The 26485-nt window shown below is 35.5% G+C and carries 27 protein-coding genes and 2 pseudogenes; 16 read left to right on the top strand and 13 right to left on the bottom strand.

Going from position 1 to position 26485, the window contains the following annotated elements:
• Nucleotides 1-61: 61 nt before the first annotated feature.
• On the top strand, nucleotides 62-313 hold the full coding sequence (locus SSOP1_RS15990; RefSeq protein WP_009989654.1) for a hypothetical protein: 252 nt from the start codon (nucleotides 62-64) through the stop codon (nucleotides 311-313).
• A 26-nt stretch (nucleotides 314-339) separates the two neighbouring features.
• The gene (locus tag SSOP1_RS15985; protein WP_009989655.1) at nucleotides 340-1266 is read left to right on the top strand and encodes an MBL fold metallo-hydrolase; all 927 of its coding nucleotides are present in this window, start codon (nucleotides 340-342) and stop codon (nucleotides 1264-1266) included.
• Here SSOP1_RS15985 and SSOP1_RS15980 read toward each other — a convergent pair.
• Genes SSOP1_RS15980 through SSOP1_RS15970 form a run of 3 tightly spaced genes read right to left on the bottom strand, consistent with a single transcriptional unit; the run spans nucleotide 1263 to nucleotide 2898 of the window.
• Complete coding sequence (locus tag SSOP1_RS15980) at nucleotides 1263-2006, bottom strand: VIT1/CCC1 transporter family protein (RefSeq protein WP_009989657.1); 744 nt, start codon at nucleotides 2004-2006, stop codon at nucleotides 1263-1265. The two genes, SSOP1_RS15985 and SSOP1_RS15980, sit on opposite strands and share 4 nt — an antisense overlap.
• Before the next feature lie 47 nt (nucleotides 2007-2053).
• The gene (locus SSOP1_RS15975; RefSeq protein WP_009989658.1) at nucleotides 2054-2524 is read right to left on the bottom strand and encodes an AAA-associated domain-containing protein; all 471 of its coding nucleotides are present in this window, start codon (nucleotides 2522-2524) and stop codon (nucleotides 2054-2056) included.
• Nucleotides 2525-2544: 20 nt separating this feature from the next.
• A complete protein-coding gene (locus tag SSOP1_RS15970; protein WP_009989660.1) occupies nucleotides 2545-2898 on the bottom strand; it encodes a hypothetical protein in 354 nt (117 codons plus the stop codon).
• Nucleotides 2899-2988: 90 nt separating this feature from the next.
• Between SSOP1_RS15970 and SSOP1_RS15965 the strand changes: the two genes are divergently transcribed.
• Nucleotides 2989-3354 carry a hypothetical protein gene (locus SSOP1_RS15965; protein WP_009989664.1) on the top strand — a complete coding sequence of 122 codons (366 nt, stop codon included), beginning with the start codon at nucleotides 2989-2991 and terminating at the stop codon, nucleotides 3352-3354.
• Here SSOP1_RS15965 and SSOP1_RS15960 read toward each other — a convergent pair.
• The gene (locus SSOP1_RS15960) at nucleotides 3351-4493 is read right to left on the bottom strand and encodes an aminotransferase-like domain-containing protein (RefSeq protein ID WP_009989665.1); all 1143 of its coding nucleotides are present in this window, start codon (nucleotides 4491-4493) and stop codon (nucleotides 3351-3353) included. The two genes, SSOP1_RS15965 and SSOP1_RS15960, sit on opposite strands and share 4 nt — an antisense overlap.
• The gene (locus SSOP1_RS15955; protein WP_009989666.1) at nucleotides 4466-5422 is read right to left on the bottom strand and encodes an NAD(P)-binding domain-containing protein; all 957 of its coding nucleotides are present in this window, start codon (nucleotides 5420-5422) and stop codon (nucleotides 4466-4468) included. Before SSOP1_RS15955 ends, SSOP1_RS15960 begins: the two co-directional genes overlap by 28 nt.
• A gap of 60 nt (nucleotides 5423-5482) precedes the next feature.
• Between SSOP1_RS15955 and sul12a the strand changes: the two genes are divergently transcribed.
• Nucleotides 5483-5806 (top strand): Sul12a family chromatin-organizing protein, encoded by a 324-nt coding sequence (gene sul12a, locus SSOP1_RS15950; protein ID WP_009989667.1) that lies wholly within the window; start codon nucleotides 5483-5485, stop codon nucleotides 5804-5806.
• Here the strand turns inward: sul12a and SSOP1_RS15945 are convergent.
• Genes SSOP1_RS15945 through SSOP1_RS15930 form a run of 4 tightly spaced genes read right to left on the bottom strand, consistent with a single transcriptional unit; the run spans nucleotide 5784 to nucleotide 9629 of the window.
• The gene (locus SSOP1_RS15945) at nucleotides 5784-6485 is read right to left on the bottom strand and encodes a polyprenol monophosphomannose synthase (RefSeq protein ID WP_009989669.1); all 702 of its coding nucleotides are present in this window, start codon (nucleotides 6483-6485) and stop codon (nucleotides 5784-5786) included. The genes sul12a and SSOP1_RS15945 overlap by 23 nt on opposite strands.
• Nucleotides 6478-6936, bottom strand: coding sequence for an RNA-binding protein (locus SSOP1_RS15940; protein WP_009989670.1), 459 nt, complete (start codon nucleotides 6934-6936; stop codon nucleotides 6478-6480). Before SSOP1_RS15940 ends, SSOP1_RS15945 begins: the two co-directional genes overlap by 8 nt.
• 3 nt (nucleotides 6937-6939) lie before the next feature.
• Nucleotides 6940-9072 carry a glyceraldehyde dehydrogenase subunit alpha gene (cutA, locus tag SSOP1_RS15935; protein ID WP_009989671.1) on the bottom strand — a complete coding sequence of 711 codons (2133 nt, stop codon included), beginning with the start codon at nucleotides 9070-9072 and terminating at the stop codon, nucleotides 6940-6942.
• An 8-nt stretch (nucleotides 9073-9080) separates the two neighbouring features.
• On the bottom strand, nucleotides 9081-9629 hold the full coding sequence (locus SSOP1_RS15930) for a M48 family metalloprotease (RefSeq protein ID WP_009989672.1): 549 nt from the start codon (nucleotides 9627-9629) through the stop codon (nucleotides 9081-9083).
• Nucleotides 9630-9670: 41 nt separating this feature from the next.
• Here SSOP1_RS15930 and SSOP1_RS15925 point away from each other — a divergent pair, with 41 nt between their 5' ends.
• The gene (locus SSOP1_RS15925; protein WP_009989673.1) at nucleotides 9671-10708 is read left to right on the top strand and encodes a zinc-dependent dehydrogenase; all 1038 of its coding nucleotides are present in this window, start codon (nucleotides 9671-9673) and stop codon (nucleotides 10706-10708) included.
• On the opposite strand, the gene SSOP1_RS15920 is transcribed toward SSOP1_RS15925, so the two are convergent.
• The gene (locus SSOP1_RS15920; RefSeq protein WP_009989674.1) at nucleotides 10637-11554 is read right to left on the bottom strand and encodes a cobalamin biosynthesis protein; all 918 of its coding nucleotides are present in this window, start codon (nucleotides 11552-11554) and stop codon (nucleotides 10637-10639) included. The two genes, SSOP1_RS15925 and SSOP1_RS15920, sit on opposite strands and share 72 nt — an antisense overlap.
• Complete coding sequence (gene cobS, locus SSOP1_RS15915; protein ID WP_009989675.1) at nucleotides 11527-12288, bottom strand: adenosylcobinamide-GDP ribazoletransferase; 762 nt, start codon at nucleotides 12286-12288, stop codon at nucleotides 11527-11529. The genes SSOP1_RS15920 and cobS overlap by 28 nt, the downstream gene beginning before the upstream one ends.
• Nucleotides 12289-12323: 35 nt before the next feature.
• Here cobS and SSOP1_RS15910 point away from each other — a divergent pair, with 35 nt between their 5' ends.
• Together SSOP1_RS15910 and SSOP1_RS15905 are read left to right on the top strand one after the other, a co-directional pair.
• Nucleotides 12324-13721 carry a cobyric acid synthase gene (locus SSOP1_RS15910; protein ID WP_009989676.1) on the top strand — a complete coding sequence of 466 codons (1398 nt, stop codon included), beginning with the start codon at nucleotides 12324-12326 and terminating at the stop codon, nucleotides 13719-13721.
• 18 nt (nucleotides 13722-13739) lie between these two features.
• Nucleotides 13740-14843: a GMP synthase (glutamine-hydrolyzing) gene (locus tag SSOP1_RS15905; RefSeq protein ID WP_009989678.1), complete on the top strand. Its 1104-nt coding sequence runs from the start codon at nucleotides 13740-13742 to the stop codon at nucleotides 14841-14843.
• Here SSOP1_RS15905 and htpX read toward each other — a convergent pair whose 3' ends face one another.
• Nucleotides 14844-15821 (bottom strand): zinc metalloprotease HtpX, encoded by a 978-nt coding sequence (gene htpX, locus SSOP1_RS15900; protein WP_009989679.1) that lies wholly within the window; start codon nucleotides 15819-15821, stop codon nucleotides 14844-14846.
• A gap of 418 nt (nucleotides 15822-16239) precedes the next feature.
• Between htpX and SSOP1_RS15895 the strand changes: the two genes are divergently transcribed.
• From SSOP1_RS15895 to SSOP1_RS15875, 5 genes are all read left to right on the top strand, one after another.
• The gene (locus SSOP1_RS15895) at nucleotides 16240-16629 is read left to right on the top strand and encodes a CBS domain-containing protein (protein ID WP_009989680.1); all 390 of its coding nucleotides are present in this window, start codon (nucleotides 16240-16242) and stop codon (nucleotides 16627-16629) included.
• 99 nt (nucleotides 16630-16728) lie between these two features.
• On the top strand, nucleotides 16729-18201 hold the full coding sequence (locus SSOP1_RS15890) for an MATE family efflux transporter (RefSeq protein ID WP_009989681.1): 1473 nt from the start codon (nucleotides 16729-16731) through the stop codon (nucleotides 18199-18201).
• Nucleotides 18202-18210: 9 nt separating this feature from the next.
• Nucleotides 18211-19029, top strand: coding sequence for a class I fructose-bisphosphate aldolase (locus SSOP1_RS15885; protein ID WP_009989683.1), 819 nt, complete (start codon nucleotides 18211-18213; stop codon nucleotides 19027-19029).
• Nucleotides 19030-19040: 11 nt separating this feature from the next.
• A complete protein-coding gene (locus tag SSOP1_RS15880; protein ID WP_009989685.1) occupies nucleotides 19041-20159 on the top strand; it encodes a glycosyltransferase family 39 protein in 1119 nt (372 codons plus the stop codon).
• A gap of 58 nt (nucleotides 20160-20217) precedes the next feature.
• Nucleotides 20218-21558 (top strand): APC family permease, encoded by a 1341-nt coding sequence (locus tag SSOP1_RS15875; protein ID WP_010924168.1) that lies wholly within the window; start codon nucleotides 20218-20220, stop codon nucleotides 21556-21558.
• A 118-nt stretch (nucleotides 21559-21676) separates the two neighbouring features.
• Here the strand turns inward: SSOP1_RS15875 and SSOP1_RS15870 are convergent, their stop codons facing one another.
• Entirely contained in the window at nucleotides 21677-22576 is a 900-nt protein-coding gene (locus tag SSOP1_RS15870) for an IS5-like element ISC1058 family transposase (protein ID WP_010923619.1), read from the bottom strand.
• Between the two features lie 93 nt (nucleotides 22577-22669).
• Between SSOP1_RS15870 and SSOP1_RS15865 the strand changes: the two genes are divergently transcribed.
• The 4 genes and pseudogenes from SSOP1_RS15865 to SSOP1_RS18000 all read left to right on the top strand — a co-directional run bounded on the left by SSOP1_RS15865 (nucleotide 22670) and on the right by SSOP1_RS18000 (nucleotide 26385).
• Nucleotides 22670-23431, top strand: coding sequence for a nucleotidyltransferase family protein (locus SSOP1_RS15865; RefSeq protein ID WP_009989687.1), 762 nt, complete (start codon nucleotides 22670-22672; stop codon nucleotides 23429-23431).
• Nucleotides 23432-23447: 16 nt separating this feature from the next.
• The gene (locus tag SSOP1_RS15860; protein ID WP_009989688.1) at nucleotides 23448-24344 is read left to right on the top strand and encodes an N-acetylglucosamine kinase; all 897 of its coding nucleotides are present in this window, start codon (nucleotides 23448-23450) and stop codon (nucleotides 24342-24344) included.
• A gap of 364 nt (nucleotides 24345-24708) precedes the next feature.
• Nucleotides 24709-24903: pseudogene (locus SSOP1_RS18005) on the top strand (hypothetical protein); the annotation flags it as partial.
• 192 nt (nucleotides 24904-25095) lie between these two features.
• Nucleotides 25096-26385: pseudogene (locus SSOP1_RS18000) on the top strand (RNA-guided endonuclease InsQ/TnpB family protein).
• Nucleotides 26386-26485 lie beyond the last annotated feature (100 nt).

Here is a 26485-nt window from a genome sequence, read left to right as displayed (position 1 = left end):
TTATCGTCATACTTTTCTGATGTCCTAATCTCTTTTAACCCTAGAAATCAATAATATATATATGTTTAAGGAACTGTTAGGTGACTATGAACCACGAGGAAGAATAATTCAAGGAGTAGGAAGATTTATAGCTCTTGGTCTTGATGACCCATTTCATATAACTACCATAACTGGGTTTACCTTATATGGCATAGGGAAATATATAGAAAAGAAAAGAACCAACTATGGAATCAGGATGGCTAAAATGGATATAGAAAATATAAGGAAAAATTTAAGAGAAATTACCTTAGACATTTCTACTATTAGATTTTAATTGCATAAGGTATAAGGTATTTTTAAATGAAAATTACTCCAATAGCATTTGAGAGTTTAGGTGTAAGATCTCAAGCAACATTAATCGAAACGAAAGATCTTAGGGTCCTAGTAGATCCTGCTGTTTCCTTAGCCCCAAGAAGATACAATCTTCCCCCGCATCAAAGAGAAGTAGACAGACTAACTCAGTTAGCTAAAGTTCTAGTAGATGTGGCCAAAGATGTTGATGTAATAGTAGTATCTCACTATCATTATGATCATCATGATCCCGGATACGTTATACCGACGGATATCTATAAGAATAAGATAGTGTTTCTAAAAGATCCCCAGAACATGATAAATAATAGCCAGAAGTATAGGAGGGCTCCTAGATTCTTACGATCCATAAAGGATAAACCAAGAAAAATAGAAATAGCTGACGGAAAAACTTTTGAATTCAATACTACCACTATCTCCTTCTCTCCAGCAGTTCCACATGGAGCTGATGAGAGATTAGGCTACGTGATCCAAGTTGCAATAAGTGATAAAGACTCTACAGTTATTTTCACATCTGATATAGAAGGGGCTCCAAAAGACGTACATTTAAAGTTCACAAAGGAAAAAATGCCTACGGTCATTATAATTGACGGCCCTTTAAGTTATCTTTTAGGTAGAGCATTAAAAGAAGAAGAACTAGAGAACTCAATTAGGAATATGGAGGAAATAATTAAGAATGGATTAGAAACTGTAATTATCGATCACCACGTCTTAAGGGACATCAACTACGCTCAAGTTCTAAAACCAGTTCACGATATTGCTAAGGACCTAGGTGTAAGAGTGACTACAGCTGCTGAATATTTGAACTTGGAGCCATTAATATTGGAAGCTAGAAGAAAAGAGTTATATAAGGAAGATAATAGGCCGGCTAAGATACCAAGAGGATTAGCTAATTTGTTAAATGCAGGAGACGGTTAAGGTAAGTATGAAATCGGTATAAAATGCGCTAATATAACTCCAGCTAGGTAGCTTCCCATTAATGCTATCAATCCAGTACCTATTTGCTCTAGGGCTCCTCTCGGCTTACTCAATCCAGTGTACTTGGTACCTAATATGCCAAATATCCCAAGAGTTAAGATTACTAGTAATATTGAGGTAATTAACGCAAAGTTGAACCCGAATTGCTTTAAGTAGGTACTTATTGCAAATGGAAATACTGGTATAAGACCTCCAAATATTAAATAAAAGGACATGAGGAAACCGAGCTTAACTGGGCGCTCAAACTCCTCTGGGAATACTTTAAGTTCATGCATTAACATTTCCTCCAACGCTACGTCTTCATTTTTGAGCAAGTAATCAGCTATTTTTTCTGAAACTTCTTTAGTAAAACCCTTCTTCATGTAAAAATTAACCAGTTCTTGTTTTTCCATTTCGGGGAACTTCTTTAACTGATATTTTTCCTTTCTTATCTCGTTCTGAATAACTTGCATTCTAACTCTAGTGCTAATATATTCCCCAATTCCCATAGAGAACGCCTGTCCGATTGTTGCAATTAAACCAGCTACTAGTACTGCGATTGCATCATGGGAAAATCCGGCAGCTCCTAACGCTATTGCGCCTACTCCTATTAAACCGTCTTGTATACCGAAGACCTTAGTCCTAAATATGTCAGCTTCGTGAATGTAATGAACTAGCTCCTCTCCCTTTTCTTTTTCCATAAGACACTTTTTGTTTAATTTTATTTTTATACTTCTCTAGCATTACGCTAAGTCGTAACTACAATAAACCTCTCTCCTTCCTTTTTCAGCAATCCAGAATAAACTCCCCATTCAACTAAAGTGATCTGTAAGTCATAAAGACCCTCTGGGCTATTGTAAACTTGAATTCCTTTCTTTTCTAGAACATATTTTAGTTCTTCTATCGTAAAATACTTCAATTCTAACGTTGTTTTAAATGGTTCAATTTTCTTTATTGAATCTTTGATGATTTCTTTTCTTCTCTTAAGATTCGATTTAAGGAACTCAATTCCTTTATCGGTTATTATAATATCTCCCTCACCTACTGTTATGAAACCTAAGGAATTTGCAGTATACACTATTGGCATTAAATCGTCTAAATCCACTTCCATCTCCTTTTCTAGCATGTATAGATCTGTCTTACCATTAAACGTGTTTTCTAAAGAGTACAAAAGTCCCACTAAATCTGCTACTCTCGCATGCGGATCTATAACTTCCACAGAATTAAATTATATTACTCTTACCTTTTTAAATTATCTTTAAGGAACGCTACTATGTATAGGATTGGCCCTACATAGAAACCTAAGATCATTAAAATATCCAGAGCTGTGATGTATAAGGATTCGCCAAATTCTCTAAAAGCTTGTACATGTGCTCCGGAAGAAGAGGATATAATTATAGCTAATATTGCTAATACGAATAATATATAAGTTAAGAAATTATATTTATTAATTAAAAACAAGGACGCAATCAGAAACATCACTATAGCTAATGTACCGATTGTGAAAATTCTTGGTACAGTATTAAATAGCATTATACTTCCTATTAATAGGGATACAGCGGTTAAGAGAAGTGAGAAATAAATTAGCTTCATGATTCCTTTTATATCTTTACCATAAACCTTTATAAAAGCGTAGTAGCATGACGTTTACTTTTTAAAATAATACTGTATAAGTATAATATCGTGGAAACATTAAATGAGTCTAAAAAGGAATTTTATACATATTTTATATCAACGTCAAAATTCTACTATGATCTCAGTAATACAGTTAATTCACCAATTGTAGTATGCGAAATGTTATATGAAGCAATAAATGCTGGAATAAAACTGCTCAGTTATTATTTCTCTTTACAAGATAAACCGAGAACTGAGGTTGTAAAGGAGTTATCTAGTATATTGGGAGATTGGGTAGAATATTATTGGAACTTAGGGCTAACCCTACACTACGATTGTTATTTAAGTGGGAATGTAGATGAAGACGATATCCCACTTTATGAGAATCAAGTAAAGGATTTTATTTCTAGAGTAGAAGAAGTTGTATTTGGTTAAATATTTCTTATGACTTCATTAAGGATTTTGACTCCCTCAATTATTTCTTCTTTAGTCGCAACTGACACGCTCAGTCTTGCCATGGTATCTCCTCCTCTCAAAAAGAAAGGTTTTGCTGGAACAAAACTTAGGCCTTTTTCTACAGCCTTATGAAAAACGTTCCAACTATCTTTTCCAACATCTAGGAGCAGAAAGAAACCACACTTAGGTTCATTAAACTTGTCTAATCCTTTATCTACGAGAGAGTCTACTAATATCTTCATCTTACTTTTATAATGCTCATAAAGCTCTTTTGATCTTTCAGTTACAACCCCCTTTCTTAATAATCTAGCCACTACATATTGGTTTATGGTCGATGTAGAGAAGTCTAATTGTTCCATTAAGCTAATTTTTTCAGCTATATCTTCCTTTGCTATGAGGAATCCCACTCTTAATCCTGGTGCTATTATTTTACTGAAGCTACTAACGTATATTACTCTGCCGTTATTGTCGTAGTTCTTTATCGGTTGTGGAGTTTCCCCCGCTATTGGTCTATATGGATCATCCTCTATAATATAGAAGTCGTATTTCTCGGCCAATTCAATTAGTCTCTTTCTTCTACATTCAGACATGTTAACTCCGGCAGGGTTATGACAATTTGGAATAACATATAATAATCTAATCTTCACAACTTTCAGTAAGGTTTCGAGCTCATTTACATCAATCCCTGAGGGATCCAAAGATATTGGAATTACAGAGGAACTTCTCAATTTTAGTGCGTTAAAAGTTTCTATGAAAGTTGGATTCTCAACAGCTATAACATCGTTCTCTAGGAAGTATTTGCCTAGCAATTCCATGGCATGTTGTGCTCCACTTGTTACAACTATTTTCTCATCTTTCCTCTTAGTTAAGTTTAGAACACTCAAGAATTTATCTTCTATCTCTCGTATGAGCTCTTCTTGTCCTCCAGCTCCGGGGTAAAATAATACCTTCGGACCTAGTTCGTTCAAGACTTCACTATATGCATCTTTAATTTCCTTTATTGGCATTTTCCTAGGATCCGGCGTCCCGCTGGCCATGTTAATTTTAACTCTTTTAGCTATTTGTGATCCTAATTCGACTGGTGAAATCTCTATTTCTTTTCCGATTCTCGATACCAAACTCCCTTTACCTCTATTTCAGTACCTAAACCTTTGCTTAAAGCTTTTTCATAGATGAGTTTCCCTACCGCTAAATCTTCAAGACCTATACCTACAGATTTAAAAATGGTTATTCCCTCTTTCTGTACGTTAATCTTTCTAGATAATATCCATGACAAGAGAGTTATCTTACTCATATCTAACATTCCCATCCTCTTTGCGATGACTAACTCGCCGGATTCTTTTAAACTCTGCTCTAGTTCCTCGACCACAATCAAATTTGACGCTTTTATTACCTCTGGGAAAATCTCAATCTTTTCTGGTATATTGGAACCCATTGCATTAATGTGTATTCTCTTATTATTTACATATTCTAATTTCAAAAACGGATCCTTAGCTTTAGTTATTGTCGTTACAACTTCGCTTTCTTCACAAACTCTTTTAATTGAATCTTTCGGTGAGACATCTATACCTTCACCTCTTAATATCGATAGAGCCTTTTCCATTCGTTGTTGTGAAGGAGTGAAAACATTAATTTTAATTCCTTTCTTTAATTGGTTTGCTATCTCAACAATCGCTAGGCCATATTTTCCCAAACCAATTACTCCTAGAGAGGAAAAATCTCCATAAACGTAATCTGTGGCGAGAATTGATAAAACAGCAGTTCTAGCTTGTGAAAGTCTATCAGACTCTATTATGCTTAGTAAGTTACCAGAGGTGTCATATAGAAACGTCAAATGGTTACCTGAAATGAAAGTTTTATATCCAATGTAATTTTCCATACCTGCTGCTTGAAACGTAAGTGTAGTTCCGTGAAACGAGATTCTACTTCTTTCTAAATTTATTGCAAATTTATTTTCAAAAAGTAAAAATGCATTAACTAACGCTCCATAAATTTGTTTGTAATCCAGTAAATTTATTACATCATTCTCTTTTAGCAGTAGTGTCAACTCTCTCTTAATTTGATATGTCTCTATATTTAAAAGGCATTCTATGGTAAGCTATTAGATATGGAACTTACTCCTAGGCTTCAAGATATAATAAATATGCTAAAGAATAAGGGAACTATGAACGTAAAAGATCTAGCTCTAGAAATAAAAGTATCCCCAAAGACAGCTAAGGGCTACGCTAGAGAACTCCAAAGACTTGGGCTGGTTGAAATGGATCAAGACGGTAATATAAGACTTAGGGAATATGAGGAGGAAGCACACATAGACAGCATGAAACTATTGAAGACATTGGAGAATCATGAGAACGAGATAACCTTACTTAAGAAAGAGATAGATACAATCAAAGGAGAGTTGGAAAAGCTCAAAAAGAAAGGGAAAGCCTAATTATATAAAGGAACCAATTTAAAATTTCCTTCAAATTAAGTTTACTTTTTCCAGTTTTTCTATCTACAAAGATGATGGGATATTCCTTAATCTTGAGGTTATTCCTTATAATTTTGAATATTGAGCATATTTGAAATTCATATCCATTTGTGGTATCACATTCTAATGCCAATAGTGCGGCTCTACGTGAGTATATTCTGTAATTTGACGTATTATCCATGATTGGGGAATGTGAAACTAACTTAAACAGATAGTTGGCTCCCTTACTTATAATTCTCCTACTAAGTGACCAATTTTCTATTCCACCTCCTATTACATATCTAGAACCTATAACTAGGTCGCAATTTTCATTTAAGGCAATTTTCATCATTTCTGGTAAATATTTCGGATTATGACTAAAGTCCGCATCCATAGTGACTATGAAGTCTGATTCTAGCTCTATCGCCTTACTAATTCCATATCTTAACGCTGATCCTAAGCCTCTTTCGTTATGTCTTATTAATACAGTAAGGTTATGAATGTTTAACTCTTGCAATATTAATGCTGTTCCATCTGGGCTATTATCATCTACTATAAGAATTCTGGAATTATATGGTACTATCCTATTTATCTCCTCTACTAGTTTTACAATATTGTCTCTCTCATTATAAGTGGGTATAACAATAGAAAAGTTACCCATTACACATCTCCCATATCTTATCCCCAATATGGTGGAGATTAAGGGCGAACTTTCCCTTCTTTTCAACTAAAGCCTTCTCCTTTGGCATTAGAACTCTTAATACTGCAACAGGTAAATTTGTCTTGGTCTTCGCTAAAACAATCTCATTCTCCTTACATTCGCAGTTATATTCTACTATACCTGGGGCGAAAAGATCAGCTCCTTTACTCACAGCTTTTACAGCTCCCTCATCTATAATTACATAAGGGAGATTGATTTTTAACCTGATTATTGCACAAAGTGTAGGAATTAGGTCATCGAAAAATGCTAAAATATCGTTTACATAATACCATATCTCCTTTTTCTCCTTACCTACCTCTAATTTAGCATTAGAAATATCAACATTATACTTCTCTTTTATCTTGTTGATAAAAATCTTAGAGTCTTTAGATGACATAACATGTCTTTGCATGAGTTAAATAACCTCTTCTGGTCTTATCGGCATGTTAACTATTTTCTTCCTAATGCACTTTTCTACTGCATTTACTACAGCAGGAGTTGAGGCAATAGCTCCAGCCTCGCCTATTCCTTTAGAATTAGTAGGATGGCCTGATAATCCCTTTTCAATGTAATGCCACTCAATCCTTGGTGCTTCCACTGCAGTAGGAAACCCATAGTCGGTTAAGTTTGAATTTAGCAAATAACCCTCTTTACTATATATTGTTCCTTCATATATAGCTTGTCCTATCCCTTGTAAAGCCCCACCAATTATCTGACCTTCTGCAAGTAGTGGATTTATAACTCTCCCAACATCGTCTAAGGCAATGTATTTCCTCACTCTTATACTTCCAGTCTCTTTATCTACCTTAACTAACGCTAAATGAACTCCATAAGGTACAGTGTAACCTGGTTTAGTTACGTTATAGACATAGGTTACATCTAAGGAGTATCCCATTGAATAAGCGTTTTGTATTACTTCCTTTATAGTAAAACTCTTACTGCTCTTCTTATGCGAAAATATCCCATTCTTATACTCTACCTCTTCCACGTCAGCGTTTAACATTTTTGCACTTACTTCAATCAATCTTCTCCTTAACTCTTCTGCAGCCTTATACATCGCTGACCCACCAATTGTTACTGTTCTACTTCCCCAAGTTCCAATCCCATCTGAAATTATATCAGTGTCTCCCCATCTAACTTCAATATTCTCTATTGGAATCTCTAGAACATCGGCTACTATTTGGGCAAAAGCAGTACCATCACCTTGCCCATGAGGTCCACTGCCAGTTATTATCATGATTTTTCCGTCACTTTTAGCTAGAACTCTTGCGGTCTCCCAAGGGCCAAATGCTGTTATTTCGACGTACATACTTGAACCTATACATTCATCCGTGCTAGCTTCTTTTTTCAACGTCTCATAGTATTCTCTTGCTTTATTTAATAGACCAATATAATCTCCAGTATCATAGGTTATACCCAAGGCATTCTTGTATGGTAGTTCTCTAATCAAATTCTTCTCTCTTATATCAAATTCATCCTTTCCTAGCTCCAAAGAGATTATATTAATAATTCTCTCTATGAAATATGTTGCCTCTGGTCTACCCGCTCCCCTATATGATTGAGTAGGTGCCTTGTTGGTGTTTACAGCGTATTCCTCTATTCTCACGTTTTGAATCCTATAAGGTCCCAATAGCATTCTAACTGTACTGTGAACATTGCCTATCTCATCATCGTTTGCGTCTGGATAAGGCGCTCCCAAATCGGCAATTAAAGTACCATCTATACCTAGTATTGTACCATCTCTCTTTACTGCAACCTTAAACTTTAATCTCTTATCTCTTCCATGACCTGCACTCTGCATCTCTTCAGACCTGGTTGGTATCCACTTTAAAGGTCTCTTCATTTTTAAGGCTAGCTTAGCTATAGCATATTCTTCCGGATGAGCTATAATTTTACTCCCAAACGCTCCTCCTACATCTGGCTGAATTACCCTTATGTTATCAATTCCAAGAAAGTTCATGAGATTTCTTCTAAGATAATGAGCTGATTGAGTAGATGACCATACATTTAACCTATTACCATCGAAGTAAGCTAATATTCCCCTAGTTTCTAAGGGGTTTGCTATTACTCTTTGATTATATAACTCTCCGTTAATTACCACATCAGCCTCTTTAAGACTCTGTTCAATATTTCCTCCTTCCCATTTCTTATATTCGTAAATATTAGACTCCTTCTTACTGTAAACTTTTACATCGTTTTTTAAAGCATCTTGAGGATCAATAACGTAAGGTAACTCCTCATATTCTACTTCAATACTTTCTAACAAGTCATAAGCTTCATATCTATCCCTTCCTACTACAATAGCTAATGGTTGACCAACGTAAGTTGTCTCCTCTATGGGTATTGGAAAATCCTTACCTGGATTGATGTCATAACCAGTAAATACGTTATTACCATTCTTCTTTATCTTTATTTTAGCGTGTGGTTTAACCGATCTGAGAAATGCCACAAATAATGTACCTGGAAGTTCTATATCATCAACGTATGTTGAGCCTCCAGTTAAGAATTTAGGATCTTCGATTCGCTTAATAGGTTTGCCAACGTACACAATCTAATCTACTCGTTGATGTTTTTAAGTCTTACGTGAATATTTGGATGTGTAGATAAAAATGTCGTTTCTTTCATATCATATTTCGTTATTAAATCTTCCAGCATTTTCTTGTTAATGAATCTTAACGCAAATCTATCTGCACCCAATTCCAGCCTTCTCTGTAAATATCTTTGAACCAGCAAGGCTACAAGGGCAAAAGGAATTAATGTTAGCATATTTACTCCAAGGAGATAGGTAAAGACCATGATTACGGAAATAATGTAGAGGCTCATTTTCACATGATGATTTAACTTTAGGTGTCCAACTTCATGCATAATAGCTGCTTTTATGTGCTCCTCATCTTCCCCATTTACCAATCCCCTAGTTAAAACTATGAACTTTCCCCAAACAGATGTTAAAGAGTATGCATTTATTTCAGTAGAATTTATAATATATATAGGATAATTATAAATCGTTGAAAATTTTGTCCCCCTTTTAAGGATTATTGCGGGTACTACTATGAATTCAAGTAAAACAACCAGTGTGAGTAAACCGAAAGTAATAATTAAATCCACTATTAATATAACGCAAGTATTACCATATATTCCTTTTTAAGATGGTGGAGGGATTCTCACCTATGAAAAGCGTAATTATGGAGAACGGAAAGGCTGTAATAAAGGAGCTACCATTACCTAAATTACAGCAAGGTGATGTATTAGTTAAAATGAAGGCTTGTGGATTGTGCGGTACTGACATCGAGAAGATTTGTGGGCAATACACCGCATCACAACCAATATTGGGTCATGAACCGACTGGAATAATCCAAGAATCTACAGTGGATTGGCTAAAGCCTGGGGATAGGGTCTTTGCTCATCACCATGTCCCATGCTATGAGTGTTATTATTGTAAAAAGGGAAGCCCGACCATGTGTCCTTATTATAGAAAAACTAACTTAGATCCCGGTGGATTTTCGGAGTACTTCAGAGTCCCAGCTTGGAATGTTGCAAGAGGGGGAGTATTAAAGTTGCCAGATAATGTAAGTTTCGAAGAAGGGGCATTCATAGAACCATTAGCTACCGTTATTAGGGCGCAAAAGAGAGTAGCTATCGATAATGGCGATACGGTCTTTATTGTTGGAATTGGTCCCATGGGACTATTACACGCAATGATGGCTAAGGTAAATAAGGCAGGAGTTATCATAGCATCAGACGTAAGTGATTTTAGAACCGAATTTGGATACAAAGTAGGTATTAACTATTCCCTTAATGCGAAGAAAGTTAATGTAGTTGATGAAGTTAAGAGATTAACCGATGGTAGAGGCGCTGATGTTACTATAATAGCCTCTGGATCTCCTTCTGCAATAGTCTCTGGTCTTAATGCTACTAGAAAGGGTGGTAGAGTTTTACTATTTGGTGTGCCATATAAGGGGACGATACTTAATTACGATATTAGTGACCTCTTAAATAATGAGATCTCAATAATTCCTAGTAATGCTGCTGTGGAAGAGGATACAAAGGAAGCTTTAGCTATAATAGCTAATAAGAAGATTGATGTAACTAAACTGATAACTCATAGATTCTCATTAGATGAGTTCAATGAGGCCGTAAGGATAGGTAAGGAGGGAAATGCCATAAAGGTAATAATATATAGTTGAAATAACTAGAAAGTACAAGATTAGACTTAATTTAAATAACTTAAGTGCTTTTTCAATATCATCCTCACATGGTAAATTTCCAAAGCCCACTTTATAATGGCCGACCTTTTCTAAACTTACATTTAGTAAACCTGCAGCAATAGCTATTGGATACTTGGCATTTACACTTTCCATTTTTGCCTCTCTAAGTGCTTTCCATCCTTGTTTTACGTCAAGTCCTAAGATTAAACCAGCTATTAGCATTATCATTCCGGTTAGTCTAGCTGGGATATAATTAAGTATAGTATCAATTTTAGCTGAGAACCAACCCTCTTTTCTAAGTTCTGGGGTCTTATATCCTACCATACTATCCATTGTATTTGCAAGTCTTTGTAGCATTGCTCCAATTAGTCCAAAAATAAGAAACCAGAAGATTGGGGAGGTTATTCCATCAACGGTACTCTCAAATAATGATTCAATTAAGGCGGAAGCTATATGACCTTTCTCGCTCTTACTTAAGTCTCTTCTGACAATCTGTTGTGCATAATACCTAGCCTGGTCATCTAGTCTTGATCCTTTTGTTACAATATCATACAGCATTTTAATTGAAAATGTCGTTTTCAAGGAAAATGTTAAGATTATTATTTTAAGATAAATTGGAATTTCTGCTACTATTGGTAAATACACGAAAATAAGTAATGGAGGTAAGACCGATAAGATCCATAAGATGACTCCGTAGAAATAGCCCTTATATGGTTTAATTAATATTTCCGATATTTTCCCAGTCCAAACTACAGGGTGTATGTAAATAGGCGGTTCTGAAATCGTTAAATCCCATATCAGTGCAAGTGCGAGAATAAATAACACAAGATAGATAGTAGTGAGTAATTTAAATTGGTTATCTCGTCGGTGATAAGGAAGAGTGGAAAGGAAAGAGTTATTGACGCACCAGCTATATCACCTGAGGAGCCTCCAAGTGATCCACAGATTTTATACATTATCATGTAAAATATTATAAAGACTATCACATTGTATAATGAGATAAAAGGAATTAATTCTAGAAGTAATATAGTTGATTTTCCTTTCAATTTATCGTGAAAGATTCTTCCTAAATTGCTTTCTGGAATTGGACTTATGGTTGAAAGTATATAAAGACTTAACGACATGGAAAGTACATTAGATGAGATTAAATAGAATATGGTGTATAGCGAGAAATCTAATTTTAATAAAGCTACTATTTGTATTGATAAGTAAACTAAAAGTAAACCTATACCTCCTGAGCCAACTTCAACATCCTTCAACGCTTTTATTTTTTTCTCTCTATTTCCCCTTATCATTAATGCATCCCCCAAGTCCAGTAAGCCATCTAGATGGTTAAATCCCCTAAGCAGTTCTATTATACCTAACAATACTATTCCAGTAAGTTCTCCAAGAATTCTATATAGAATTAAGTACGCAACACTCTCAATTAACCCCAACGATATACCCACAATTATTGGCGATATGTAAGAGGATTCCGCAATTTCCTCTAAGGAAGCACTACTCTTAACTGGTATTGCTGTGAAAAACGAAAACTGCGCAAGTATCTCTTTTAGGTGCATGTGAATTTATTTAGTAGCCGAGTTGATATGATTAAGTGTCAATAATAGTAGCTTCGACAATGAGCGATTCTGGTAAATCATTTATAACCACTGGCTTAGTGAGGATTCTAAACGCAAAACCACTTAAAATTCAGAACATGTCTTTGAATAGTATTTCGACTTGGGATGGAGGAGAAATAGCTTTTATACAAGCATACCAGGCTTGGGGAGCTGGATTAAGACCAGAGAGGTATATGAACCCAATCTTGCTTAAGATAATGGGAAAGGGTCTTGAAGTAATCTTTATGGGGAGTTCGCTTGGTATCATGAGTGGCAATGAGTATTACAATTTGGCAACTGAGAAGTTATGGAAAAAGGTCTCACAATTCTTATCAAACGATGTTGTGATAGAGGCGGCAGGGGGTATAGGAGAACCGAATTTTATCGACAAGGATATTACAGCAATAAAAGTAATGAAGGAAAAGAGAATTCCGGCTATTTTAGTATTAGATATAGATAGGGGAGGCGCATTTGCATCCGCCTATGGTACTTATATGATGCTTCCTCAATCCGTTAGAGAGAACCTGAAAGGGTTCATTATTAATAAATTTAGAGGAGATGAAAAGTTTCTGAATGACGCCATAAAATGGCTTGAAGAGAAAACTGGAATGAGATATTTAGGTTATCTGCCCTTTTTTAGTGAGCCTCCCATAATGCCGGAAGATTCTATGAATGTTTACAATTTTGGCGATGGCAATGTTGAAGTAGCCATAATTGCCTATCCTTACATGAGTAATTTCAATGAGTTTTACGCCTTAGTCAAGTCTAATGCACGTGTATCCTTCGTAAGAAAGCCCAAAGAAACTGCAAAGGCAGATCTTGTAATTTTACCGGGTAGTAGAAATACTTTAGAATCGCTGAAGTGGTTGGTGGAAAACGGATTTGTAGAACAGCTAAGGCAAAGATCTATGAACATTTTAGGTATTTGCGGTGGTTTCCAAATTTTAGGTAAAAAGATTGTGGATCCTTACGGGATTGAGGCGGGATATCCTACAGAATATGAAGGGTTAGGAATATTTGATATTAATGTACATTATAGCAAGGATAAGGTTGTTTCAATGACAACTGGCATTTCTGAATATGGAGAAATGAATGGTTATGAAATTAGAAGAGGAGTAATAAAATACATGGGTGAAAAGCCTTTGCTTAAGATAACATTAAGGAATGGTGAAAAAGTAAGCGTTGAGGATGGGGCAAAAAAGGATAATATCATTGGTATAAGTGTACATGGAACCTTATTTTCTGATGGAATGAAAAAATTACTGAAGGAGTTCAATATTAATATTCACTCCCAATCGATGGAAGAAGAAATCAAACAGCAAGCAATTCGTGTAGAGCAATTTTTAAGGAAATATTTACATATTGACGAAATAGTCGAAATTTATAAGCAATGAATTTTTAGTCTTAACTAAATGTTTGATCCTGCTTCATTTGTCGAGGAAATAGGGCCGCAGTTGAGACAGAAGCTTGGCAATGAGAAAGTTTTAGCTGCGGTAAGTGGTGGTGTTGATAGTACTACAGCTGCAGTTCTCGCTTATAATTTGTTAGGCGATAAAGTAATTCCCGTTTTAGTAGATACCGGCTTTTTAAGGAAAAACGAAGCTGAGAAAATTAAAGATTATTTAAGTAATATTTTACCTAACCTTATTATAGTAGACAAGAAGGAGACATTTATCTCTGAAATTGAGGGAATTGACGATGCCGAAATGAAAAGGAAGAGATTCAGAGAACTTTTTTACTCTACTATTTCATCATTAATGAAAAAGTTCAACGCAAGATATTTAATGCAAGGTACCATAGCCGCTGACTGGGTAGAGACTCAAGGTGGAATAAAGACACAACATAATGTCTTAGTTCAAATAGGTATAGACACTGAGAAAGAATGGGGATTTACATTAATCGAACCATTGGCAGACCTTTATAAGAATGAGGTCAGGGAACTAGCTAGATATCTTAAACTACCTAAGGAAATTTCTGAAAGGCAGCCATTTCCTGGCCCTGGTCTCCTAGTTAGGGCGGTGGGGAAACTGACTAGGGAAAAGTTGGAAGTAGTGAGAGAAGCTAATGATATAGTTGAAAAGTATTTAGATCCTTTTAACTACTCGCAATATTTTGCAGTATCCTTTGAATCCTATGGTAATCTTGTAAATTTAGACGGTATTGATGCTTTTCTATACAAAGCTAGGGCTACTGGAGTTAAGGGTGACGTTAGGGCTTATGGGAATATAGCAAAGATTGAGTGCAGTAATATTAATAATGTGAAAAACATTATAGATACTTTAGTTAAATATGACATTACTCATGTATTATGTACCTTGGACGAAAGGAATAGCGGAAAATACAGTGTCGCAATAAGGGCAGTCACTACTGAGGATTTCATGACAGCTGATTATGTTAGAATACCTAAAGAAATTTTAAGTAAAATTAGTTCTGAAATATTACAAAAAATACCTAATGTTAAAGAAGTACTTTATGATGTTACTTCTAAACCACCTGCAACTATAGAGTTCGAATAATTAATATTTTGAAACTTTATCTAGTAACTGTATCCTTTTGGCAGGATGTGGATGATCCATAAATATATCAGCATACCATGGAACCTTTGTAGTTTTCCAAATTTCCACTAACTCTTTGGCATTCCATGTTGGAACTTCTTCAATGGCGTTGGTAAAGAATAACATACTTGCCATTTGGTTTGTAGTACTCTTTTTCTTAAATCTTTCTAATGCTTCTGGATCCATTGATAGTGTTAATTTAGCTAAGGCTAGTTGCAAGTTTTCTTTTCCACCAGGTACTGTTAAGGCCGAGTTAACATCTGCGTAGGCTTCTCTCATTCTATTTAAGGATAGTACTAGTAGTTGAAAAACAAAACTTACTGCCATCATTATAATTCCTAAAAGGAAAACTAATCCTCCATTATTCCCTCTACCATTTCCTCCTCCACTAAACAATCCTCCCCAGAATAACCACCAACCTAAGTAATAAATTAAAGCTGGAATCAGACCTACAGCCATTAGCAATTCTACATCTCTATGCTTTAGATGTCCTAGCTCATGTCCCGCTACTGCCATTATTTCATCCCTATTTAGTAATTTTAATATTGGTAATGTAAAGGCTATTCTTTTACCAGCTATCGGACTTCCATATGCAAAAGCATTAGGGAATGGCACATCAGCAATGTAAACTTTTGGTACTTCTCTAAATCCATTATATTTTGCAACTTCGGCTACAGTACTGTATAACCATCCATAAACTGGATCAGTAGGAGTTACTTCTACTGTCCTATATGCCCAGTTTATCATATATGGTCCGAACAACCATTGAATAATGTTAAGGAAGAATATAAATATTAAGATAGATAATATTAATCCTACTCCAAATTGCGCCCCGAACGCATAATCCGCAACTGCTAACGCCAATGCAAATCCTAGTAAGGTAATTCCTAGAGTTGCTAACGCCATATTTAATCTTAATTTTACTACTTCCCAATTCATATGCTAATCTCGTGCAGGGAGTTTATATTATTTTTCATCACATCTGCTTCGTGGATTTGTTGAATTCGCATAAAGGGTTAAGGTGCATCACAAATATAAATTGAACACGCTATCATTAATTGAAAGGAAGTTAATAGCAGTTTAGTGTAAAAATATTCAACAAGTCGACTAATCACATTACATCCGACTTCTCTCCTGTCCTAAATAATACTTCCAAAATTGTTTATACAAGATTATTTTAATTACAAATAACAATGCATGTAATTAAGGTTGGTCACTACGATCTCTTATAGAAATCTTATGAAAACGATTTTGTAACTACCTAAAAGGATGAAGCTTGTCTTTTCTTTATCATATTATCGGTAAGAGCATATATAGCTTAAATTTATATTATCTTTTTTCCTATACAATGATAAATATGAAAGAAGAATTTGTAAAAGAATATATGAAAACCCGTGTAATAACAGTAGGTAGAAATACTATGCTTAAAGAAGTAACTAGAATTATGACAGATAATAACGTAGGTTCAGTAATTGTAGTGGATAATGGGAAACCTATTGGCATAATAACGGAACGTGATGTAGTTAGGGCTATTGGAAAAGGTAAAAGTCTAGATACCATAGCAGAAGAAATAATGACTGCTTCCCTTATAACTATCAAGGAAGATTCACCAATAACTGGAGCATTAAGCCTTATGAGAACATATAACATTAGACATTTACCAGTTATTGATTATGATGGAAACTTAAGGGGAATAATATCTATAAGAGATATTGCACGGGCAATAGATGATATTTTAGAAGGCTAACAACTCTGTTGATAAGAGATTTTTATAATATTATTAGATTAATCTCAAACCTTTTTGATTCGATAGACTATAAATACTTTATTTTCGATACGTAAAAATGTGGATAAAAAAGAGACTGTGAGAGTTACAAGAATAGGTATTATTAACTTACTAACTAGGGCTTTAGGTGCTCCTATTTCATTTGTCTTCACGTTAATGGTTGCAAAGTACTTATCGAATCCTCCTTATGGTATTACTTATTTTGCGACATGGCAAACCTTGTACGTTTTCACAATAGGTTATTTTACGATACCCGCAAATCTATTCTCATTAATAACGTCAAGATATTCTGCAGAAAGGAAGAATGTAGGAGGAATAGTAATAATTAACTTGATAGCTGGAATTAGTTCAAGTTTGGTTTTCGCTCTTTTAGTTCCATACTACATTTCTTTAACTAAGCTGGATGTTCCTATCTATTTCTATTCTGCAATATCGCTAATCATTTTAACCTATTTACTGACTGTAACAAATTCAATAGCTCAAGGAAGAACACCCAAGATTGTTGGAATTTCTGCACTAATCTTTCAAGTTTTAAGATTAGTTTCAGGGATTATATTCATGTTTATATTTAATCTTTCTATTCTGGCAGTAATCTTAGCTTACAGTATAGGCTATCTTGCTCAAGTATTATTCAATTTATTCTTTATAAGAGCTAATCTCAAGATTGACTTTAAGGTAGCTTTTTCGGCTGTTAGAAAAGCAGTAGTATATATAGCGAATTATATTCAATATATTCTAGAAGCATCAATAGTATGGATAACTCTAGGTATAGTAAATTCAGATCTAGTAGTAGCATATTTTGAATCAGCAATTATAGTTAGTAATATTCAAATTTGGTCACAAGCAATATATACAGGGCTTATGGCTAAGTTAGCTGAAGATAAAAATCCATCTATAATCGTTGATGCAATCAAACTTTACTCAATAGTTGGTAGCTTATTTTTAATTCTTATTTTCTTAGACGGATATGGAGTTTTATACAAACTAAGACCTGAGTATATAGCAGCTATTTTCTCACTATATATACTTACTTTTTCAAATTTCATAAGAGGCTTGTATAGTATCTTCTATCAAAGTATAACAATGGCCGATCCCACTCTGTCAGTAGAATCCAAGGATGAATTTAAGGGTTACCTATTTAAGCTTACAACTTCCAATTTACTTTTTTCATTACTAGGTTTAGGAATTTCAACTTTACTGATTTACTTCTTCTCCTCTTACTCGCCTTATTTATTAGCAGCCTTTATGAGTATTGGGATAATAACTAATTCATTTTCAATGCTGTTTACCTCCTATAATGTATGTAAGCGAATTTATAATTTTAGATTTCCATTGCGAGAATTTCTTATACCATTAGGCTTAAGCGCACTCAGTTTGCCTTTGTCAACTGTTTATAGACCAGTAAGTTTTTTGGCAATGGGCATATATGCTGTCGTAGCAATTTTGGTCTTTACTCTATACAACTACGCTTTTAACCCTTATGGTAGAAGGTTGGTAATAGCGATTATAAGAGAATTTAAGCAAAGAGTTTAATCTACTTCTATGATTGGTTCAGAAATTCGAATGGCCAAGTTATTTGATAAAGGTAGAGCTTTTGTTGTTGCCTTAGATCACGGATTGGTAATGGGACCATTGAAGGGAATAGAAAATCCTGTAGAAGTCGTAGCTAAAATTGCTAAAAATGGTCCAGATGCCTTACAAATGACACCTTCAATGGTAAAACTTGTTAAGGAGAACTTCTTTTCAAGAGGGTCACCTATGTTAATAACTAGATTGGATACTGCGAACGTATGGAGGCAAAAATACAAGGTCTACAATGAGGGTTATTATGCGAGTATTTATACAGTAAAGGACGCGATCAGTGCTGGAGCAGATGCTGTAGTTACTTATCTAGTAGTCGGCTATGGAAACGACACAGTAGAAGGGTATAATTTGAGTGTCTTATCTTCCTTAAGAAAAGAGGCAAATGATTATGGGATACCGTTCATTGTAGAACCTTTATATGTTACAAAAGATAATCCAGATTCAGTAAAAGAAGTAGATTTGGTAAAGTATGTGACTAGATTAGCATCAGAAATAGGTGCTGATATTCTAAAAGTTGATTATACGGGAAACAAGGAATCATTTAGACAAGTCATTAACGTGGCATTTAGTCCAATCCTAATTAGAGGAGGTCCTAAGACAAATACAACTGAGGAATTCTTAAGGATGCTAAGAGATGCTCTAGAAGCTGGAGCTAAGGGTGTAACTGTAGGCAGGAATTTATGGCAAGCGGAAGAACCAGACAAGCTAGCTAAAGCTATATCGAAGGTTATTCACGAGAATGCGGATATTGGAGAAGCTTTAAAAATTTTGAAGTAAAGGCTTAGTTTATGCAATTAAAGTGGATTAACTTTTTCTTTTATTTGTCCTTAATTGTACTTATTTCTGTATATACTTATGAAACAGTAATTACGTTTTCACCTATTAACGCATATATAGGTGATGAGGTATGGTATCCTACAGCTGCTTATAATATGCTAAAATTAGTGTTTCATGTAACTCCCCCACCAATGACAAATATAGGATATCCGAATGAGCAGAATATTCAAACATATATAAATCCAGAACATCCTCCTCTAGCTAAATACATTATGGCAGTTTTCATCTACTTTGTGGGATACTATCCGATAGTTTGGAGAATACCTAGTTGGATTCTAGGTGATCTCATGCTTATCGTAGGTTATTTTCTTGGCAAAAAACTAGTTAGTAACGGAATTTTAGGCAACTTAGCTGGAATACTTACTGCTCTTCTTATTGCGCTGGATCCGAATGTGTGGTCTCTTCACGGTATAGCGCTTCTTGATATTTACGTATCCTTCTTCAGTTTTCTATCTCTTTATTTTCTACTGAACGATAAACCACTATGGGCTAGTATAGCGTTAGCCTTGGCTATGCTGTCAAAGGAATCAGCTTATGTTCTAATATTTCCGTTTCTTTACTATCTAGGAGAGATTTCAAATAATGTTAAGAAAAGAGCGATTTATGGAATAGGAATTCCAGCTTTGATATACATTTTGTTCTCTACCCCATTAATAGCTTATTACGGTGGAATTAAGGCGTGGCTAGACGCTACTATAATTCACAGAGCATTGTGGGACGTTACTAACGGCCATATTACTTTAACTGCGACTTCTCAGATTTCAACTCCATGGGATTGGTTCTTAAACATTCATCCTTTCTATCTTGGTTACAATTTGTATGCCAGTACTAATCCTTATGTGTTAATACTATGGATAATTACAACTCCACTTGCGTTTATTTTTAGAGACAGTAAGCTGATAACTACTACAATGTGGGCGTGGACTATGTGGATAGGATTTGTAATTGTTTATATCTTGGGAAATCATACTCTCTTTAGTTTTTATGTAACAGATTTTATGCCAGTAGTAGATGCATACGTAGTGGTATCATTATTTAAACTAGTCCAAAAGATAAATATTCTAAAGTAATTTTTTAACAGTATAAGGGAAAGAGTTTAAATAATAGTCGTAGAAAAGTGATTTTCGGATGAGTACCTCGTCAATCAGCAAAGCACAACAGAATCAAGAACCTAAAAGACATTTAGGCTTTATTGATATCGTTTTTCTTTCAATGGGTTCTCAATCACCCTTTCTGAGTATCTTGACATATGGCGTAGAAGCGTTTATTATTGCTGGTTTTTTAGCCCCTATAGCAATCATTTTAGGCACCTTACTAGTACTCCTAAATGGATTGGTAGTTTATGAACTTTCAAAGAGATTTACTAAAGCGGGTGGTTATTATACATATGCATTTTATTCTTTAACTAAACGTTTAGGTTTTGAAACTGGATGGCTCTATGTACTATACTCTACTACATATGGTGTTGCGTATATTTTTGGAACTACATATATTCTCTATCACATCCTAGGGATAAATCCTTGGATAGTAGGGCTAGGTCTTCTATCAATTGCATCCTTTTTTGCAATTATGGGTATAAAGATTAGCACAAAATACGCTGTTTTTACAAGCTTGTTAGAAATAGGTATTATGACTACACTTGCACTAGTATTTTTAAGCTCTACTGGATTTCACTTTTATAATCCATTATCTTTTCATGTAAACTTAGGAACTTTAGCATATGCTATTCTATTCGGTTCTAGTATACCTACTGGCTATGGAGCAATAGCACCAGTTTCTGGTGAGGCTAAAGATGCAAGAAAGACAATTAGTAGGGCTATAATAACAGTTATTCTATTAGGAGGATTGCTAGCTGCATTCGATATTTACGCAATAGGTGATCATTTATTATTCTACAACATATCAGCTAATAACGTCGACATTTTACATCTAATAGAAAATAGATTTGGTCTTATTACTTTCATATTTGTTTTATTTGCAGCCATAAACGATGGTATCTTAGGAAGTTTAGGATTTATTATAGCAACATCTAGGACAATCTTCGCTATGTCTTATACTAATCTTTTACCTAAAGTTTTCAGCAAATTTGAAAATTACAAAGGACCTACCAATGCTGTAATATTGTCCGTTATATTATACTTTATAACCTCATTATTCGGTTTATATTTAATAAATAACCCATTCGTCGCATTTGGCGTATTAGGAGCTATAGCTCTGTTTTCAAGTTTATTTGTACACGTAGCAGCCAATTTTTCGTTAATAAAAATTTCAATCAAGAAATTCAGAAAGAGGCTGTTCCAAATTATAGTTGGAATTTCAGCAGTGACCTTTAGTATATTTGAGCTAATAAATTCTTTGTCTTCTGCTTCTCCTATAGAAGTATATATCTTTATGTCATTCATAATAATAGGTTTTCTAGTGGCTGAGACGTTAAGTATGATGGAAGAGGAAAGTGAGCAAGAAGAATAACTTCACAATGATCTTATATAATATACTTTGTTGATTTGTTCAATTTGTCTCATTAAAACGATATTGTATAACACTAATTTTTCAGTAATTAATATTTATTTCAACGTTCCTCTCAAGCTTACACCCTAATGCCCGGAGCCCTACCGACTACAGAATTCGCCAAGTGAACCATCCACGCGTAAGCCCAGAACTTGAGCTTAGCCTCAACTACTTGTCCAGCAAAACTTGTTGCCCTAACCGATTCCCCAAAAGTACGCTTCACCGCAGAGAACAAGGACTCGACCCTCCACCTAACGCCATAACCCTTCTCCTCCCTCCAACGATCATAACCCAACTTCCTAAACTCCCGCACAGCCTTACGTCTAGCAAGATGGCCCCTTTTAGTAGAAGCGTTCTTCTTGGGAGGAACTACAACCTCAACTCCGGTCTTGTAAACCTCATTGGCGTCATATGTCTTATCTCCATAAAACTTCTTGACCTTCTTTCCCTTATCTTGAAGATCCTTAACTGTTTTTACAGCGCTTTCAACCTCGTTGCTAGTGACCTCAGCGTTTATCACGTTGAATTCGTTATTGTCCATTACTATCTCGATCTTGAGGAATTTTGAATCCCTAGTCTTACCCCACTTGGCAACAATGTATTGTCCTCCCGTGTTTGTGCTAATGCCTGTAGCGTCTGCAATTACTTCAAGTTCGTCACTTGCCTCGGGGAAGGTTATTTTCATGTTCCTCACTCTCTTCCATATTGTTGAGTAATCGAGGCTTGTGGGGATGATCTTCAATTGTTCTAAGGCTCTTAATACTCCTTCTATTGCTCTGTAAGGTAGGAAGATGTGGAGGAAGGCTAGGAATTCGTCGAACTCCTTCGGAGCTTTATACTTTGTCCTAGCGTTCCTGTTCTCCTCTGCTAATAAGTCCCACCAATGTTCGAATACGTAGAAGGGGAACATCAACTTATATCTAGTAATGACGTTCTCGTCGTACTTGCTCCAGTCCCTCTTGTACTTACTCTTTCCCATAGGTAATACTTAAACGAATAATTTATAAACTTTTTGTACAATTCTGAAGCAATCCACAAAGCATATATAATATGAATACTTTAATATGAATTAATGCTTGAAAAGGCCGTAATTACATCAGCTGGAAAAGGAAGTCGAATGAAACATATAACAAATGTATTACCAAAGGCATTATTACCCTTATTCGTAACGGAAAATGGAGGGAAGGTAACTAGACCAGTTATAGATTTAATAATGGATTCATTAAATAAGATTGGTGTAGAAAAGTTCTGTATCGTGGTAGGAAGAAATGGAATGTTACTAATGCAATACTTATTCGATAGAACACCAACTTTTGTATTTCAAGATATGCCTAAGGGATTTGGCGATGCAGTCTTGAGGGCAGAGGACTTCTCAACAAATGAACCTTTCTTCGTTCATGCTGATGATGGTGTTCTAACTAAAGGATATGACTCTCTCAAATTGCTATTTAATGAAATAAGTCCAGATGGCGTACTTTTAGTCAGAAGAGTGGAAAATCCTAGTAGATATGGTGTGGTAACTGTTCAAGATAAGGGTATGTACAATGGTCACAAATTATATAGGGTAATTGACGCGGAGGAGAAACCATTACATCCAAAATCTAACTTAGCCATAGCTGCAGTTTACATTTTTAAGCCTAGTATATTCAGTGCCTTAAGGCAAATTAAGGTTGAGGAAGGTAAAGAGTTGGAGTTAACTTATGGGATACATAATTTGTTGCTAGATGGTAAAGAAGTTTACGCGTTAGAAATGAATGAAGATGAGAAATGGTTAAACGTAGGAGACCCTAAAAGCTATCTAGACGCATTAAACTATTCATTTAAATTTCTTTAACAACATAATATATTTCATGATACTTGTCGGAGTGGATGGGGGAGGAAGTAAAACAAGTGCTATAGCTTATACTTGTAGCGGATCCTTCTTAGGCAAGGGTTTAGCTGGACCTGCGAATTTCCATAATGTAGGTGTTGAAGAGGCTGTAAAAAACGTTAACAGAGCGATTTTATTAGCCACAAAAGGTATGAAACCAGATGTAGCTTATGTAGGTTTGGCTGGGGTAGATTCTAGATATGATTACAACATAATGGCAGAAGCATTGAGATCTATTGCAAAAAACGTTTATGTCGATCACGATGGTTTTGTCGCTCTTTATGCAGAAACTAGAGGAAACCCTGGAGTTATAGTTATAGCAGGTACTGGGAGTGTTATAGTTGGCTATGATGGTAATAGGAGGGTTAGGTTTGGAGGCTTAGGATGGTTAATAGCTGATGAAGGTTCAGCTTATTGGATAGGAAGAGAAGCACTGAGAGCTTTTGGAAAGATGTTAGATGGCAGGATAAACAAAACAATAATTGCAGATAAGATAATGAAGAATTTGAATATAAATGATGTTGATGATTTAATAAAGTGGGCTTATCATGAGGGTCATAAGGTTAAGGATATCGCATCATTAGCAAAAATAGTAGATGAAGCGGCTAATGAAGGGGATTGGATAGCCTTAGATATATTGAAAAACGCAGCCTTTGAGCTCGCTAGTTATGCTGTTCAGCTGGCAGTAAAAATAGGTGTTGATAAAATATTCCTAAAAGGCGGAATGTTTAATTCTTCAGTATATTATAATTTCTTTAGAAATTATTTAGATAATAATAATATAAAAGGGGTAATTGCAGAACATGAGCCAGAACAAGGTGCTCTACTACTAGCCTTTAAATACTCAGAGTGCGATTCCAGTGTACTAAATTGGTAGAATAGAAATAGTAAAAATAAAATTTTGTATAATATAATATATAGTTAGCTTGAAGATTCCTAAGACTCTTGCGTGAGAAGTTAGAATTTTCCATTAGCGCCATTAGTCTTATTTGCCCATACTTGTTATGCTCTTTATCTTTACTGAATTTTCATGAATTAGTGTCAACTTCTTGGCTTGTATATAGTATTCCTAGGCTTCATTATGATCTACTAAATATTCCCCGCTCTATGGGCAATCTTAACCAATAAGATTCCAAATGTTGGAGACTGTAACACATTTGCATAACTTTTAAATACTTTTAATCATTTCACAATATGATCTTTATTATGATTATGTTTATATATTATTTCCTCTACATTATAAATTGATGAACTCCATACTGATGACGGGCTATGCTCACGAGGTATTGGGGGCGACAAATACGGATGGGAGGGTAGTGGTGTTTCCCTCGACTAGCCCCAATGAGTTGAGGGTGAGTGTGTATGAGCCCTCAAGAGGGGTGCCCGTGGCGGAATTAGAAGTGGTTAAAAGTAAGCAGAAGTTACGCCACGGGTAAACACCAGTACGTCTTAGGTATTTTTATACTACATTTCAGCCATATAAGCTATCATCTGTAGTCAATCTGACCTATGATTGCGTATTATGTTTATAACAGACGGGGGTTCAAAGGGGGCGGAAAACTTCGCCTCTTTGAGATGAATCCCTTTGTAGAAAAGTTAAAAATAGGAAAATAACAAAATACACATCAATACCCACCTTAGGGTTTCGCTTCCGTGCATACACTGACGAACAAACCCTTAGGGCGTTAAAAGCCCAGTTGAAGTTAGCGTGCAAAATCTACAACACCTTAAGGTGGGCAGACATATACTTTTACCAAAGGGATGGGAAAGGACTTACGCAGACTGAGTTAAGACAGTTGGCTCTAGATCTGAGAAAACAAGATGATGAGTATAAGCAACTCTACTCGCAAGTGGTTCAACAAGTAGCTGACCGTTACTACGAAGCTAGACAGAGGTTTTTTTGAAGGTTTAGCACGTTTCCCAAAAGAAAAGAAACCTCATAAATACTACTCCCTTGTCTATACGCAAAGCGGTTGGAAAATACTTCACTAGTATTTTGGAAAAGTTCTTAGACTATGATTTAGTGGTATATCCTTTGCCTAAAGCCATAAACTTTCTGAAAGCACTAACGTTAGAGAAATAAGAAAAGGAAGCAAGAAGAAACTAATAACGCTTAAACTATCAAATCTTGGTACGTTCAAGGTAATAGTTCACCGAGACTTTCCCCTTGACAAAGTAAAGAGGGTGGTAGTGAAGCTAACAAGATCTGAGAGGATATACATCACTTTCGTAGTTGATCACGAATTCCCCAAGTTACCTAACACTGGTAAGGTAGTGGCGATAGATGTTGGTGTAGAAAAGTTGTTAGTAACGTCAGATGGTGAGTATTTTCCTAATTTGAGACCTTACGAGAAAGCTTTATGGAAAGTGAAGCATCTTCATAGGGAGCTTTCAAGGAAGAAGTTCCTCTCTAATAATTGGTTTAAGGCTAAGGTTAAGCTTGCTAGGGCTTATGAGTATTTGAAGAATCTAAGAACGGATCTTTACATGAAGTTGGGTAAGTGGTTTGCTGAGCATTATGACGTTGTGGTGATGGAGGGTATTCACGCTAAACAACTTGTGGGTAAGTCCTTGAGGTCTCTGAGGAGGAGGCTGAGTGATGTGGGATTTGGTGAGTTGAGGGATGTGCTGAAGTATCAGCTGGAAAAATACGGAAAGAAACTCATCCTAGTTAATCCTGCATACACTTCCAAAACTTGTGCTAGGTGCGGGTATGTGAAAAATGACTTGTCTCTATCTGATCGTGTTTTCGTTTGTCCCAACTGTGGTTGGATTGCAGATCGTGACTATAATGCTTCTCTTAACATTTTGAAGGGTGCGGGGTCGGAGCGACCCTTAGTGTGGAGCTCCGCCCTCTACCAGTACTCTGGCAAGGTGGGGCTGTGAAGCAGGAAGCTCCCTCATTTATGAGGGGGTAGCTCACAGACTTCATAATCCAAGGTACTTTGTGGACCTGTTGAGTTTTCACAGAGAGTTAATAGGCATTACAGGCCAAAATTGTACACCTTGAATATTAAT

This window comes from Saccharolobus solfataricus (assembly GCF_900079115.1).
GTDB lineage: Archaea > Thermoproteota > Thermoprotei_A > Sulfolobales > Sulfolobaceae > Saccharolobus > Saccharolobus solfataricus.
Note: the sequence above shows the minus strand (reverse complement) of the source record. Positions and strands in the feature narration are given on the sequence as shown.

What these genes read in the sequence shown, in the direction of transcription:
- SSOP1_RS15895 (WP_009989680.1), top strand. Translation starts at nt 16,240, where the DNA reads ATGAAAGAAGAATTTGTAAAAGAATATATGAAAACCCGTGTAATAACA.
- SSOP1_RS15990 (WP_009989654.1), top strand. Translation starts at nt 62, where the DNA reads ATGTTTAAGGAACTGTTAGGTGACTATGAACCACGAGGAAGAATAATT.
- htpX (WP_009989679.1), bottom strand. Translation starts at nt 15,821, where the DNA reads ATGAATTGGGAAGTAGTAAAATTAAGATTAAATATGGCGTTAGCAACT.
- SSOP1_RS15880 (WP_009989685.1), top strand. Translation starts at nt 19,041, where the DNA reads ATGCAATTAAAGTGGATTAACTTTTTCTTTTATTTGTCCTTAATTGTA.
- SSOP1_RS15985 (WP_009989655.1), top strand. Translation starts at nt 340, where the DNA reads ATGAAAATTACTCCAATAGCATTTGAGAGTTTAGGTGTAAGATCTCAA.
- sul12a (WP_009989667.1), top strand. Translation starts at nt 5,483, where the DNA reads ATGGAACTTACTCCTAGGCTTCAAGATATAATAAATATGCTAAAGAAT.
- SSOP1_RS15970 (WP_009989660.1), bottom strand. Translation starts at nt 2,898, where the DNA reads ATGAAGCTAATTTATTTCTCACTTCTCTTAACCGCTGTATCCCTATTA.
- SSOP1_RS15885 (WP_009989683.1), top strand. Translation starts at nt 18,211, where the DNA reads ATGATTGGTTCAGAAATTCGAATGGCCAAGTTATTTGATAAAGGTAGA.
- SSOP1_RS15980 (WP_009989657.1), bottom strand. Translation starts at nt 2,006, where the DNA reads ATGGAAAAAGAAAAGGGAGAGGAGCTAGTTCATTACATTCACGAAGCT.
- SSOP1_RS15925 (WP_009989673.1), top strand. Translation starts at nt 9,671, where the DNA reads ATGGTGGAGGGATTCTCACCTATGAAAAGCGTAATTATGGAGAACGGA.
- SSOP1_RS15940 (WP_009989670.1), bottom strand. Translation starts at nt 6,936, where the DNA reads ATGCAAAGACATGTTATGTCATCTAAAGACTCTAAGATTTTTATCAAC.
- SSOP1_RS15875 (WP_010924168.1), top strand. Translation starts at nt 20,218, where the DNA reads ATGAGTACCTCGTCAATCAGCAAAGCACAACAGAATCAAGAACCTAAA.
- SSOP1_RS15865 (WP_009989687.1), top strand. Translation starts at nt 22,670, where the DNA reads ATGCTTGAAAAGGCCGTAATTACATCAGCTGGAAAAGGAAGTCGAATG.
- SSOP1_RS15860 (WP_009989688.1), top strand. Translation starts at nt 23,448, where the DNA reads ATGATACTTGTCGGAGTGGATGGGGGAGGAAGTAAAACAAGTGCTATA.
- SSOP1_RS15905 (WP_009989678.1), top strand. Translation starts at nt 13,740, where the DNA reads ATGTTTGATCCTGCTTCATTTGTCGAGGAAATAGGGCCGCAGTTGAGA.
- SSOP1_RS15870 (WP_010923619.1), bottom strand. Translation starts at nt 22,576, where the DNA reads ATGGGAAAGAGTAAGTACAAGAGGGACTGGAGCAAGTACGACGAGAAC.
- SSOP1_RS15945 (WP_009989669.1), bottom strand. Translation starts at nt 6,485, where the DNA reads ATGGGTAACTTTTCTATTGTTATACCCACTTATAATGAGAGAGACAAT.
- cobS (WP_009989675.1), bottom strand. Translation starts at nt 12,288, where the DNA reads ATGCACCTAAAAGAGATACTTGCGCAGTTTTCGTTTTTCACAGCAATA.